General features: G+C 71.6%; 12 protein-coding genes. 7 read left to right on the plus strand and 5 right to left on the minus strand.

The annotated features are described in order from the left end of the window. The first annotated feature begins 47 nt into the window (after positions 1-47). From ACFY10_RS44495 to ACFY10_RS44505, 3 genes are read left to right on the plus strand one after another with little or no spacing between them, the layout of a single operon-like run. Positions 48-1,013, plus strand: coding sequence for a carbohydrate ABC transporter permease (locus tag ACFY10_RS44495; protein ID WP_390671070.1), 966 nt, complete (start codon positions 48-50; stop codon positions 1,011-1,013). Continuing rightward, the gene (locus ACFY10_RS44500; protein ID WP_390671071.1) at positions 1,013-1,891 is read left to right on the plus strand and encodes a carbohydrate ABC transporter permease; all 879 of its coding nucleotides are present in this window, start codon (positions 1,013-1,015) and stop codon (positions 1,889-1,891) included. The genes ACFY10_RS44495 and ACFY10_RS44500 overlap by 1 nt, the downstream gene beginning before the upstream one ends. Next, positions 1,888-2,877 (plus strand): zinc-dependent alcohol dehydrogenase family protein, encoded by a 990-nt coding sequence (locus ACFY10_RS44505; RefSeq protein WP_390671072.1) that lies wholly within the window; start codon positions 1,888-1,890, stop codon positions 2,875-2,877. The genes ACFY10_RS44500 and ACFY10_RS44505 overlap by 4 nt, the downstream gene beginning before the upstream one ends. 236 nt (positions 2,878-3,113) lie before the next feature. Here ACFY10_RS44505 and ACFY10_RS44510 read toward each other — a convergent pair whose 3' ends face one another. From ACFY10_RS44510 to ACFY10_RS44520, 3 genes are read right to left on the minus strand one after another with little or no spacing between them, the layout of a single operon-like run. Then, on the minus strand, positions 3,114-4,346 hold the full coding sequence (locus tag ACFY10_RS44510) for a beta-ketoacyl-[acyl-carrier-protein] synthase family protein (RefSeq protein ID WP_390671073.1): 1,233 nt from the start codon (positions 4,344-4,346) through the stop codon (positions 3,114-3,116). Then, complete coding sequence (locus ACFY10_RS44515; protein WP_390671074.1) at positions 4,343-4,603, minus strand: acyl carrier protein; 261 nt, start codon at positions 4,601-4,603, stop codon at positions 4,343-4,345. The genes ACFY10_RS44510 and ACFY10_RS44515 overlap by 4 nt, the downstream gene beginning before the upstream one ends. A 47-nt stretch (positions 4,604-4,650) precedes the next feature. Beyond that, positions 4,651-5,670 carry a 3-oxoacyl-ACP synthase III family protein gene (locus tag ACFY10_RS44520; protein ID WP_390671075.1) on the minus strand — a complete coding sequence of 340 codons (1,020 nt, stop codon included), beginning with the start codon at positions 5,668-5,670 and terminating at the stop codon, positions 4,651-4,653. Between the two features lie 205 nt (positions 5,671-5,875). Between ACFY10_RS44520 and ACFY10_RS44525 the strand changes: the two genes are divergently transcribed. Genes ACFY10_RS44525 through ACFY10_RS44535 form a run of 3 tightly spaced genes read left to right on the plus strand, consistent with a single transcriptional unit; the run spans position 5,876 to position 9,456 of the window. Then, the gene (locus ACFY10_RS44525; RefSeq protein ID WP_390671076.1) at positions 5,876-6,802 is read left to right on the plus strand and encodes an alpha/beta fold hydrolase; all 927 of its coding nucleotides are present in this window, start codon (positions 5,876-5,878) and stop codon (positions 6,800-6,802) included. Positions 6,803-6,805: 3 nt separating this feature from the next. Further along, the gene (locus ACFY10_RS44530) at positions 6,806-8,458 is read left to right on the plus strand and encodes a fatty acid CoA ligase family protein (protein ID WP_390671077.1); all 1,653 of its coding nucleotides are present in this window, start codon (positions 6,806-6,808) and stop codon (positions 8,456-8,458) included. Next, complete coding sequence (locus ACFY10_RS44535; RefSeq protein ID WP_390671078.1) at positions 8,455-9,456, plus strand: NAD-dependent epimerase/dehydratase family protein; 1,002 nt, start codon at positions 8,455-8,457, stop codon at positions 9,454-9,456. The genes ACFY10_RS44530 and ACFY10_RS44535 overlap by 4 nt, the downstream gene beginning before the upstream one ends. A 129-nt stretch (positions 9,457-9,585) precedes the next feature. On the opposite strand, the gene ACFY10_RS44540 is transcribed toward ACFY10_RS44535, so the two are convergent. After that, positions 9,586-10,830 (minus strand): CaiB/BaiF CoA transferase family protein, encoded by a 1,245-nt coding sequence (locus tag ACFY10_RS44540; protein WP_390671079.1) that lies wholly within the window; start codon positions 10,828-10,830, stop codon positions 9,586-9,588. A gap of 71 nt (positions 10,831-10,901) precedes the next feature. After that, positions 10,902-11,579 carry a class I SAM-dependent methyltransferase gene (locus ACFY10_RS44545; protein ID WP_390671080.1) on the minus strand — a complete coding sequence of 226 codons (678 nt, stop codon included), beginning with the start codon at positions 11,577-11,579 and terminating at the stop codon, positions 10,902-10,904. A 91-nt stretch (positions 11,580-11,670) separates the two neighbouring features. Here ACFY10_RS44545 and ACFY10_RS44550 point away from each other — a divergent pair, with 91 nt between their 5' ends. Further along, complete coding sequence (locus ACFY10_RS44550) at positions 11,671-12,318, plus strand: TetR/AcrR family transcriptional regulator (protein WP_390671081.1); 648 nt, start codon at positions 11,671-11,673, stop codon at positions 12,316-12,318. Positions 12,319-12,324 lie beyond the last annotated feature (6 nt).

Raw genomic sequence — 12,324 nt, forward strand, 5'->3', positions numbered from 1 at the left:
CCCTGCACCCGCGCGGCCGGGAGGCGGGCGCACAGCGGAGACACACCATGACCACCACCACCTCGCTGACCGGGCGAATGCGGGCGCCGCAGACCGCGGAGAAGGCGAGCCCTTCCTCCCGGCGACCCCGCGGTGCATGGGCCCGGCGGGCCCCGCTGCTCCCCGCCCTGATCTTCATGATCGTGGTCACCCAACTGCCGTTCGTCGGCACCCTGGTGATCTCGTTCATGCGCTGGAACGCCCTGGACCCTGGCAACCGGGGCTTCGCGGGCCTGCAGAACTACCAGGACGCGGTGACGGACCCGCAGCTGCGGTCCGCTCTGCTGACCACCGTCGCGCTGACCGCCACCGTGGTCCTGGTCAGCCTGGTGCTGGGCCTGGGCCTTGCGCTGCTGCTGGACCGCAAGTTCCGCGGCCGCGGCCTCGTCCGCACCATGCTGATCACACCTTTCCTCATCGTGCCCGTGGCGTCCGCGCTGCTGTGGAAGCACGCCCTGTACAACGCCACGTACGGGTTGTTCAACGGCACGCTGACCTGGGTGTGGAGTCTGTTCGGCAGCGACAGTGCACCACAGCCCGACTGGCTGTCCTCGCTGCCGCTGATGTCCGTGGAGGCGTCGCTGGTGTGGCAGTGGACGCCGTTCATGATGCTGATCCTGCTCGCCGGACTGCAGAGCCGCCCCATGGACGCCGTCGAGGCGGCCCGGGTGGACGGCGCGACCACCTGGCAGGTGTTCCGCTTTCTGACCTTCCCCCACCTGCGCCGCTATCTGGAGCTCGCCGCACTGCTCGGCAGCATCTACGTGGTGCAGAACTTCGACGCCGTCTTCACCCTCACCGGCGGCGGCCTCGGCACCGCCAACCTGCCCTACACGGTCTACGAGACCTTCTACCAGGCCCACGACTACGGGCAGGCCTCCGCGGAGGGCGTCATCGTCGTCCTGTTCTCGCTCGTCGTGGCCACGTTCGCGCTGAGGACCGTCTCGTCGCTGCTGAGAGAGGAGATCCGCTGATGGCCGCGTCGATCACCACATCCGTACCGCGCCGCAGCACCGACCAGGGCTCCGCGGCACGGCGCAAGCGCAGTGCGCTGGGCCTGCTGGCCTGGCTGTGCGGCATCGTGTTCTTCCTTCCGGTCGCCTGGATGGTGCTCACCTCGCTGCACAGCGAGCCGAACGCGGCCACCAACCCGCCGAGCATCGGGGCACCGCTGACCTTCCAGGGCTACCGGGAGTTCTTCGGCGCAAGCACCGGTGTCAGCCCCTGGCCGCCGCTGATCAACTCCTTGAGCGCGAGTGTCGTCTCCACTCTGCTGGTCCTGGTGCTGTCCATGCCTGCCGCCTACGCGCTCTCCATCAAGCCGGTGCGCAAGTGGAGCGACGCGATGTTCTTCTTCCTGTCCACCAAGATGCTGCCCGCGGTGGCCGGCCTGCTGCCGGTCTACCTGATCGCGCAGAACACCGGGATGCTCGACAACGTCGCCGTGCTGATCGTCCTCTACACCTCGATGAACCTGCCGATCGCGGTGTGGATGATGCGCTCCTTCCTCTCCGAGGTCCCCGTCGAGATCCTCGAAGCGGCCTCCATCGACGGCGCCGGACTGCCCACGACGCTGGCCCGGATCGTCGCGCCGGTCGTTGCCCCGGGCATCGCCGCCACCGCGCTGATCTCCTTCATCTTCAGCTGGAACGAACTGCTCTTCGCCCGGGTGCTCACCGGAGTCGTCTCCAGCACCGCACCCGTGTTCCTCACCGGCTTCGTCACCAGCCAGGGCCTCTTCCTGGCCAAGGTGTGCGCCGCCGCCGTCTGCGTCTCCCTGCCGGTGCTCATCGCCGGTTTCGCCGCCCAGGACAAGCTGGTCCAGGGCCTGTCCCTTGGAGCAGTCAAGTGAAAGCTGCCGTCATCAGCTCGCCCGGCCAGGTCGGCGTCGAGAGCGTCGACGACCCCACACCGGGCCCGGGGCAGGTGGTGATCGATGTCTCCGCCTGCGGTCTGTGCGGCACCGATCTGCACATCCTGCAGGGCGAGTTCGCGCCCACCCTGCCCATCGTTCCCGGGCACGAGTTCGCAGGCGAGGTCGTCGCACTGGGCTCCGGCGTGCGCGACCTGAAGGTCGGCGACCGGGTGGCGGTCGATCCGTCGCTCCACTGCCACGAGTGTCACTACTGCCGTCTCGGACGCGGCAACCTCTGCGAGCGCTGGAACGCCATCGGCGTCACGGTCCCCGGTGGCGCCGCCGAGTACACGGCCGCCCCCGCCGCCAACTGCGTCAAACTCCCCGACCACGTCCGCACCGAGGACGCCGCCCTCATCGAACCGCTGTCCTGCGCGGTACGCGGCTACGACATCCTGCGCAGCTCCCTCGCCAGCCATGTGCTCATCTACGGCTCGGGCACGATGGGCCTGATGATGCTGGAACTCGCCAAGCGCACCGGCGCCGCCACGGTCGACATGGTGGACCTCAACGAGGACCGGCTCACCACGGCCCGCACCCTGGGCTGCAGCAATGCGGCGACCACGGCCGACGCGATCGAACGCCCCCGCGGCTGGGACGTGGTCATCGACGCCACCGGCAACGCCCATGCCATCCAGGACGCCCTGGGCCGGGTCGGCAAGGGCGGAACCTACCTCCAGTTCGGTGTCGCCGACTACGCGGCCCAGGCCACGATCGACCCGTACCGCATCTACAACGAGGAGATCACCATCACCGGCTCGATGGCGGTCCTGCACAGCTACGAGCGCGCCGCCGAGCTGTTCGCCGCCGGAGTGCTCGACCCCGACGTATTCATCAGCGACCGGCTGCCGCTGGCGGACTACACCGGGGCCTTGCAGCAGTTCCAGGCCGGCAAGGGCCGGAAGATCCAGGTCCTGCCGTGACCCGGTCCTGGTAGCGGGTACGGCCGGGGGCGGCGCCGCCGGGCCTGACGGCACGCGGCGGGGCCGTCCCGAGGGCAGCCCCGCCAACATCGCTGAGGTCTGCGGTGTGTGCCGGGCACGTTGTGCGACGTGCCCGAGAGCCGACCCCGCGCCGGACTGGCGGGCATCGCGGACTCCCTGTTGGGGGCTCTTCAACTACCGGGCGGTGTGGGGGCGTAGGGCCGGTTCGGGGGTGATCATGCCTCGGTGAAAGCCAGGACGACATTGTGTCCGCCGAAGCCGAAGGAGTGGCTGACGGCCGTGCGCACGTCCTGGCGGCGGGGCTGTTTGGTGACGCAGTCGATGTCGAACTCGGGCGCGGGAGCCTGGAGGTTGGCGATCGGCGGTACGCGGCGATGCCGGATGGTCAGGACCGTCAGGGCCGCCTCGATCGCGCCGGCCGCACCGAGGGTATGGCCCAGCACGCCTTTGGCGGCGGTGACGCTGGGGCGGTGCGGCAGGGCGCGGGCGATCAGCGCGGCCTCGGTGGCGTCGTTGAGGGGCGTGGACGTGCCGTGGGCGTTGACGTGGTCCACGTCAGCGGGGGCGAGGTCCGCTTCGGCGAGGGCGGTGCGCAGGGCCGCCTCCGCGCCCTCGGCGCCCTCCGGCGGAGCGGTGGGGTGGTGTGCGTCGGAGGTGCTGCCGCACCCGGCGAGCAGCGCACGGGGGCGCGCGCCTCGGGCAGCGGCGTCTGCGGCGCGTTCCAGGACCAGGATGCCGGCGCCCTCGGCCATCACGAAGCCGTCCCGGTCGGCGGCGAAGGGGCGGGATGCCTCGGTGACCGCGTGGGTCCGCTCGGACAGGGCACCCATGCGCCAGAATCCGGTCGTGGTGAGGCGGCTGACGGCGGCCTCGACGCCACCCGCCACGGCCACGTCGCACAGGCCGGCGGCGAGCAGGTCGCGGGACAGGGCGATGGCGGTGGCGCCGGAGGCGCAGGCGGTGGCCGGTGCCAGGCTGACCCCGTGGGCGTGCAGGTCGATGGAGACCTCGCCGGCCACCAGGTTCGGAATGATCATGGGGATGGCGAGGGGTGAGACCAGGTCGGGGCCACGGCGCTCGAGCCGCAGGTGCTGTTCCTCCCACTTCTCGGTGCCGCCCATGCCGCAGCCGATGACCGTGGCCACGCGGGCTCCGTGCCAACTCGCCGGATCCAGGCCCGCGTCGCGCACCGCTTCCCGGGCGGCGAGGACACCGAGCTTGGCGAATCGGCCCATGCGCCAGGACTTGCGGCCGACGCACCGGTCGATGTCCTCCTCCCGGAGCGGGAGACGGCAGGAGAAATCCACGGGCAGGCCCTCCAGGGCGGGGTCGCGTGCGGCCAGGGAACGTCCGGCGCAGACCGCCTCCCAGGTGGCCTCGGCCCCTTGGCCTGCGGGGGTGATCAGACCGAGGCCGGTGACGGCGATCGGCGGCCTGGCCGGGGTCATCGGGCCGTCGCCCCGGCCGCGCGCAGGTCGTCGAGGTAAGCGGTCACTTCGGCCAGCGTTGTGGAGCGGGCGGCAGCCCCGCTGTCGGCCCGCACCCCGAGCCGCTCCTCGAGAACCAGGACGAATTCGGCCAGCGCAAGCGAGTCCAGTTCGAGCTGTTCCAGGGTGACGTCCGGTGACAGTTCGTCCTCGGGGATACGGAAGGTGGTGGTGAGGGCAGCGCAGACGGCGCGGTAGGTGTCGGTGGTGGCGTGCATGGCGCGTTCCTTGCGTAGGGGTCGGGTCCGGGCGGCGGCTGCGATCGTCAAGCGGGGTCGGGCTGCCATTCCACGAGGGCGATTCCGGCGGAGGCTCCGCTGGCGAGACCGAGGAGGGCCACCAGAGCGCCGGGGCGCAGCCTGCCTTCCCGGGCGGCCTCGACGAGTTGCAGGGGCAGGCTCGCGGTGGCGACGTTGCCGTAGCGGGGGAAGGTGGCCACGGCCCTGCCGGGGTCGATGCCGGTCGAGTCGAGGATGGCGCGTGTGAAGGCGACGGACGGCTGGTGCACGCAGACGACATCGAGATCGTCGGGTTTGCGGCCCCATTCGCGCAGTGCGTCCATGGCCTGCTGCTCCATCCCCGTGAAAGAGGCGGCCAGCGCCTGGGAGTCGAAGCGCAGGGACATCGCCGGGGCACTCGGCGCGAGGTACGGGTTGGTGACCGTCGCGGCCCGCCAGCCGGACGAGTTGGTGACGAAGTGGATGCCGATCAGGCCGGGGCGTTCGCTCGCCTCCATCAGGAGTGCGGCCCCCAGGTCGCCGAGCGTGAGGGCGGGCAACAGCAGGGCGAGTTCGTCGCGGTCGCGCACCGGGAAGCGGGCGAGCATGCTGCCCCGCTCGCCGGTGGCGATGAGCACGCGGCGATGGCGGCCCGCGCGGATCATCGCGTCGGCGATCTCCACGGCGTTGAGGACGCCGTTGCAGGCGTTCTGGACGTCGAAGGCCGGTGCCGTGACGCCGAGTTTGTCGGCCACGACGTGCGCGGTGGCCGGCTCCTCCAGGTCCTTGCTCGCGGAGGCGAAGACGAGCAGGTCCACGGCGTCGGGGCCGAGGCGGCACTCGTCGAGAAGGCGCCGGGCCGCTGCCGCTGCGAGGTCGGAGGGCCAGGCGTCGGCGGGCGCCACGCGGCGCTCCTCGAAGCCGTACATCTGGCGCAGCAGGCCGGGCAGCACACGGAGGCCGGGGTGTCGGGAGCGGATCTCGTCCTCGATCTCCGTGCCGGTCTGACGATCCGCGGGCACATGGACGGCGACTCGGCGGATCGTGCTGTAGCGGGGCTTGGTCATGGAAGTCCTGCCGCCTCCGCGGCCCGGGCCGCAGTCGTCGTCGAGTGCCGCCGGCGGCGACCCGGGCAAGTGAAGTGAGAACAAGCTCCGCACGGCAAACGGATGCCGGCCCGGATACCGCCAGTGGAGTGATCATGAACGGAGGCTTCATGCCTGGGAGTTACGCGCAGCACCGGAAGGTTCGTGCGGGGCCGACAATGCTCCGATGTCGCTGACCGAGGCCGAACTCCGTTGTCCCGATTATGACTTCGCCCCGAACTGGTTCGCGAACGGCGGTGTGCGCCAGCACTATCTCGACGAGGGCACGGGCGCGCCGCTGCTCATGCTGCACGGCAACCCGACCTGGAGCTACATGTGGCGGCACCTGGTGCGGGACTTGCGCTCCGACTACCGGTGCATCGTCCCCGACCACATCGGGATGGGGCTGTCCGAGCGCCCGAGTGAGTCCGGCTACGCCTACACCGCCTCCCGTCGCCTGGCGGATCTGGAGCGTCTGGTGCGGTACCTGGAGGCCGAGCGTGGCCTGCCGGCCCGGGGCTGGACTCTGATCGGGCACGACTGGGGCGGAATCATCGGCATGACCCTTGCACGCCGCCGGCCCGAATGGTTCTCCCGCATCGTCATGCTCAACTCCGCCGCCTTCACGATGCCGTCCGGCTACCGCCTGCCGTGGTTCCTGCGCCTGATCCGCAGTGGGGGCCGCCCGCCTGCCTGGTTCGTGCACCGCACCAACGCCTTCGCCGTGGCCGCGTCCCGTCTCGGCGTGACGTCCCCGCTGCCCGCGCCGGTGCGCCGCGCCTACCTGGCCCCCTATCGCGGCGCACACCGGCGGCTGGCGGTGCTGCGGTTCGTCCAGGACATTCCCGTGACCTCCGCCGACCCGGCGTGGCCGCTGATCGACGTGGGCCCCCTCGAGGCACCGGAGCTGACGTCACTGCCCATGCTGGTGTGCTGGGGCGGCCGGGACCCGGTCTTCGACCACCGTTTCCTCGCCGAGTGGCAACGCCGCTTTCCCTCCGCCGAGGTGCGGCTGTTTCCACGCGCCGGCCACCTCGTCCAGGAGGACGCCCGCGAGGAAGTCAACGCCCGTGTACGGGATTTCCTCGGCCGCCACACGGAAAGGCAGAGCTGAGCCGTGTTCACCTCCCCCACTGCCGTGCCCGTGACCCAGGTCGGGTTGCTGGGACGGCTCTCGCACTGGCAGCGGTTCCGGCCCACCGCGGTCGCACTCGACACCTTCTGCGGCGGGCGCCGGGAACGGATCACGTATGCCGGCCTGTATGCCCGATGCCTGCGCACCGCCGACGCGTTGGCCGCTGCGGGCATCGGCCCGGGCACGCGTGCGGTGGTGATGACCCGCCGCCCGGCGGACCTGCTCGCCACGGTGTACGCGTTGTCCGCGCTCGGAGCCTGCGCCGTGCTGATCGACCCCGGCCTGCCCCGTGATGCGCTGCGCCGCTGTCTGCAGGAGGCCGCCCCTCACGCATTCGTGGGAGAACCGCTGGCACAGGTGGCACGAGCGCTGCGCGGCTGGGCACCGCCCACCATGCGCACGCTGGTCTCCACCGGCCGTGGCCCCGGCCCCTGGCCGTCCATCGCCGCGCTCGCTCGCACGGCACCGCGCGTCCGGCTGGATGCCACGGGCGACAGCACGGCGCTGATCGCCTACACCTCGGGCTCCACGGGCACACCGAAGGGCGCCGTCTACACCAACGAACAGCTCGTGCGCCAATGCGCCGCCACCGGAGACGTGCTGGGGGCGCGGCCGGGAACCGTGCTGCTCGTCGGGTTCCTGCCCTTCGCCCTGGGCGGCCCGGCCCTGGGCGTCACCGTCGTCATCCCCCGGATGGACTTCCGCAGGCCGGGCCGCGCCCGCCGTGCCGACCTGCTGGAAGCAGTGACGCGGACCGGCGCGAGCTGCCTGCTGGGCTCTCCGGCCCTGATGAACGTGCTCGCCGCAGACGGCCGCAGAGAAGGGGCCCTGGCCGCGGTGCGGGCGGTCGCCACCTTCGGCGCCCCGCTGGAGTACGACCTCCTGGACCGCCTCACCGCCGCCCTGCCGGAGCAGGCGGTGATCCGCAGCGTGTACGGCGCCACCGAGAGCCTTCCGGTGAGTGCGATCGACGGCCACGACCTGCGCTCGGCGCGCGCCGCCTGCGAACGAGGCGCCGGCCGATGCGTGGGCCGGACTCTGCCGGCCGTGTCCGTGGACATCATCCCGCCCGACGCCGGACCGATCGCGCACTGGTCGGAGATCGAGCCGCTGCCCGCCCACGGCATCGGCGAGATCGCGGTGTGCGGCCCCCTGGTCAGCCGCACCTACTACGGCCGCCCGCACGCCGACACCCAGGCGAAGATCCCCGACGGGCCGTCCGTGTGGCACCGCACGGGCGATCTCGGCCGCAGAGACGAGGAAGGCAACCTCTGGTACTGCGGGCGCAAGGCGCACACCGTCCCCGGCCCGGACGGCCCCCTGTACACCGAATGCATCGAGCCGGCCTGCAACGCGGTCGACGGAGTCCGACGCACCGCACTGGTCGACGCCGGCAGCAACCAACAGGCCCTGCCCGCACTGTGCGTGGAAACCGACGGCCCGCGCCGCGGCGCCGAGCGCAGCCGGATCGTCGCCGACCTGCGCCGCACCCTCGCCGCCCTGGACAGCGGTGCCCAGGTCCGCGCGATCGTCTTCCACCCCGGGTTCCCCGTCGACGTCCGGCACAACTCGAAGATCGAACGAGGCGCACTCGGCCAGTGGGCGCGGCGCCGTCTCGCGGAGGAACCCGCATGAAGATCCTCGTCACCGGCGGCAGCGGATTCCTCGGCGCGGAGATCTGCCGGCGTCTCACGGCCCGCGGTCACCAGGTACGTTCCCTGCAACGCGGCCGCCGGGCACCCCCGCCCGACGGAACTGAGGCCGTGTTCGGCGACATCCGCGATGCCGCGGCGGTCGCGGCCGCCGTACGCGGGTGTGACGCCGTCGTGCACACGGCCGCACTGGCCGACGTATGGGGGCCGCGACGCGACTTCGCGTCCGTCAACATCGCGGGAACCGCGGCCGTCCTCGACGCCTGCCGACACCATGGGGTGACCCGGCTGGTCAACTGCTCCAGCGCCAGCGTGGTCTTCGCCGGACGGGACCTGGAAGGCGTGGACGAGTCGGCCCCCTGTCCCAAGCGGTTCCTTGCGCCCTATCCCTGGTCCAAGGCCCGGGCGGAGCAGTTGGTCCTGGCTGCCAACAGCCCCCGTCTGGCCACGGTTTCACTGCGCCCGCATCTGATCTGGGGCGACGGCGACCCGCATCTGCTGCCCGGTCTGCGCGCCGCGGTCCGACGCGGGAAACTGCTGCTGCCCGGAACAGGATCCAACCTCGTGGACACCGTCCACGTCGCCGACGCCGCGGAGGCGCACGTGCTGGCCGTGGCGAAACTGGCGGCCGACTCCCCACTGGCCGGCGCCAGTTACTTCATCACCCAGGGCCGTCCCTGCACCCTCGCCGGCACCGTCCGGGGCCTGCTGGCACACGACGGCAGCACCGTGGACGTCCGGGGCGTCCCCGCCTCCGCCGCACGGGCGGCCGCCACGCTTCTGGAAGTCACGGCGAAGGCGGCGCGCAGGCGACAGCGTCCGCTGCTGACACGCTTCCTCGTGGCCGAACTGACCCGCGCCCACTGGTTCGACATCTCCGCAGCACGCCGCGACCTCGGCTACGCCCCCGCCGACCATTCGTGGCAGACGCACGAGTCGGCATCGCCGCTGCCCACGTCGGCGCTCCAGCAAGGGGAGTGACGGAGCCGGTGCCCGGCCGGCTGCCGCACCCCCGTTTCCGCAGGCGGCCACATCTTGCCGACTACGACGATCTTCGCCGGCGTCTTCTTGGGTGAGCGGTCTGGTCGTGGGTACATGCGCCGGGAACGGTCAGGTGACCGATCCGTCCGCCGCGGACGCCTCGTCGGCAGTGGGGTGGAGAATTTCCGCGGTGTGCTGTCCCAGGCGCGGCGGCTGCAGGCGGTACTGCACGGGTGACCCGCTCAGCGTGATGGGGTTCGCGACCTGGCGGGAGGGCGTGCCCTGTGCTCCGTCGGCGGGTGGGGCAGGGATGTCGACGATGCCGGGAAGACCGAGCTTGTGCGCGAAGGCGAAGGCCTCGTCAAGGGTGTTGACCGGCCCGGCGGGCACGCCCGCGGCCAGCAGGACGGACGACCAGTGGTCCGCACCGGCGGCGGCCAGCCGTTCGGTCAGGATGTCCCGCAGTTCGGCGCGGTGGGCGACCCGGTCGGCATTGGTGCGGAAGCGGTCGTCGAGGGCGAGAGCGGGATCGCCGACGATCTCGGCGAGCGCCGCGAACTGCCGGTCGTTGCCCACCGCGATCGCGATGGGCCGGTCGGCGGCCGGGAAGGTCTCGTACGGGGCGATGCTCGGGTGCGCGTTGCCCAGGCGCCCCGGAACCACACCGGCAACGGCGAACGCCGACGCCTGGTTGACCATGGCCGACAGCAGCGAGCCCAGCAGATTGACCTCCACGAGCTGCCCTTCCCCGGTGGCGTCCCGGTGCCGCAGTGCGGCGAGGATGCCGAGCGCGGCGTGCAGGCCGGTGATCACGTCGACGAGCGCCACGCCCGCCTTCATCGGCTCCCCGGCCGCGTCCCCGGTCACGCTCATCAGGCCGCCCACGGCCTGCACGAGCAGGTCGTAACCGGGGATCGTCGCTCCCGCGCCGGCTCCGAAGCCGCTGATCGAGCAGTAGAGCAACTCCGGGTGCCGGGCGCGGAGTTCGCGATGGCCGAGCCCCAGCCGTTCCATCGTGCCGGGGCGGAAGTTCTCCACCAGGACGTCGCACTCGGCGACCAGGGCGCGGGCCTGCTCCAGACCGCTCCCGGTCGTGAGGTCCAGGACGACGGACCTCTTGTTCCGGTTGACGCTCAGGAAGTACGTCGAGGTGCCGTCGTGGTCCACCGGGGGGTGCCAGGCCCGCGTGTCGTCCCCGATACCGAACCGCTCCACCTTCACCACGTCCGCGCCGAGATCGGCGAGCAGCATGGTGGCGTACGGCCCGGCGAGAACCCGGGAGAAGTCGGCGATGCGCACACCCTCCAACGCACCGCGCCCCGCTCCGCCGAGACCGCCGGCCCATCCGTCCGCAGCGTTGTGCTGAGTGCTCACGCACTCTCCTCTCTGATCGTGCCGCCTACCCCTGCGTTCCGTTCGCTGAGGCCAGAGCCCGTTCAACGACGCTACGCTCGCGGCCGGGGGTGCGTCCTCATCGCCTGTACGTAGTACAGCCAGGGTCGTACGTCGCCGTGCCCGGCCACCTCGAAGCCCGCGTCCGTGATGAGCCCGTCCAGCAGGTCGATCCGGTTGTGGGACATGGCGTGGCCGGCGGCGCCATGCACCAGGTGGCGGCCGATCCCGCCCCTGGGCGGCCGGAATTCGGCGACCAGGAGTCGTCCGCCGGGCCGTAGGACGCGGTGCATCTCGCGCAGTGCCGTGGGCCGCAGTTCCTCCGGGAGGTGGTGCAGCATCAGGCTGGTGACGACCGTGTCGTAGGAGGCGTCCGGCGCGTCGAGGGATTCGGCGATGCCCTGCTGGTAGGTGCAGGGGGCGCTGCCGGGGCGCTGCCTCTTGCTCCGGGCGTAGTCGAGGACCGGCGGCGAGGGGTCCACGCCGGTCACCGAACCGTCCGGGCCGATCCGGGCGGCCATGCGCCGGGTCAGGTAGCCGGTGCCGCAGCCGACGTCCAGGACGCGGTCGCCCGGCTCGGCGCCGCTGAGTTCGGCGAGGCGGCTGAAGGCGCGGCCCCGGCGACCGAAGAAGCAGAGGTCTCCGCAGAGTTCGTAGGTGCGAGGGGTTGCGATGGTCACGCCGGGCGTGTCTGCGTGCGGCTCGCCCTGCATGAGGTGTCCGAGGTGCATGACCCTCCTCCATAACTTAGTCGGGACTAAGTACTGGCTCCAACTTAGTCCCGACTAAGAAATCCGGCAAGGGCGGCATACGATGGCCTGTGTGACCGAGTCCCGCTCCCGTACGCGTACGCGCCTGCCCGCCGCCGAGCGGCGCGCGTCGATCCTGGCTGCGGCCACGGAGGTCTTCTCCGAGACCGGCTACCAGCGCGGCAAGGTCTCCGACATCGCCAAGAAGGTCGGGGTCACCGAGCCGGTGGTCTTCCAGAACTTCGGCTCCAAGTCCGCGCTGTACCGGGCGGCCCTCGATCACGCCACCGACGCGGTCTCCGCCCTCCTGCATCACGCCGCCGACACCGGCCGCACGGTGCCCGAAGTGCTCACGGCCTTCCTGGATCCGGCCCATATGGATCACTTCCATCAGCCCGGCGCGCACGGTTTCCTGTTCGCGGACGCCACCGCGCTGGCCCACGACCCGGAGCTCGGCGAGGCCCTGCGCCAGGTGCACCAGCACTTCGCCGACACGCTCGCCGAGCTGCTCCGCCGTGGCCAGTCGGCCGGCGACGTCCGCGACGACATCGACCCGCACACGGCCGCCTGGTGGCTCGTCTCACTGCTGGCCGGCCGCGCTTTCCGCGCGGCCGTCGTCCCGGACGGGGACACCCTCGAGGCCGAACTGACGAAGCTGGCGCTGCGGTCACTGCTGCCGGAGGATTCCACTCCCGACGGGCGCTCACAGACGCCTGATTGAGGAAGC

Source organism: Streptomyces sp. NPDC001401, from assembly GCF_042895385.1.
GTDB lineage: Bacteria > Actinomycetota > Actinomycetes > Streptomycetales > Streptomycetaceae > Streptomyces.

Excerpts from the sequence above, each read along its gene's own strand:
- ACFY10_RS44495 (WP_390671070.1), top strand. The coding sequence starts at position 48 with ATGACCACCACCACCTCGCTGACCGGGCGAATGCGGGCGCCGCAGACC.
- ACFY10_RS44500 (WP_390671071.1), top strand. The coding sequence starts at position 1,013 with ATGGCCGCGTCGATCACCACATCCGTACCGCGCCGCAGCACCGACCAG.
- ACFY10_RS44510 (WP_390671073.1), bottom strand. The coding sequence starts at position 4,346 with ATGACCCCGGCCAGGCCGCCGATCGCCGTCACCGGCCTCGGTCTGATC.
- ACFY10_RS44515 (WP_390671074.1), bottom strand. The coding sequence starts at position 4,603 with ATGCACGCCACCACCGACACCTACCGCGCCGTCTGCGCTGCCCTCACC.
- ACFY10_RS44520 (WP_390671075.1), bottom strand. The coding sequence starts at position 5,670 with ATGACCAAGCCCCGCTACAGCACGATCCGCCGAGTCGCCGTCCATGTG.
- ACFY10_RS44525 (WP_390671076.1), top strand. The coding sequence starts at position 5,876 with ATGTCGCTGACCGAGGCCGAACTCCGTTGTCCCGATTATGACTTCGCC.
- ACFY10_RS44535 (WP_390671078.1), top strand. The coding sequence starts at position 8,455 with ATGAAGATCCTCGTCACCGGCGGCAGCGGATTCCTCGGCGCGGAGATC.
- ACFY10_RS44545 (WP_390671080.1), bottom strand. The coding sequence starts at position 11,579 with ATGCACCTCGGACACCTCATGCAGGGCGAGCCGCACGCAGACACGCCC.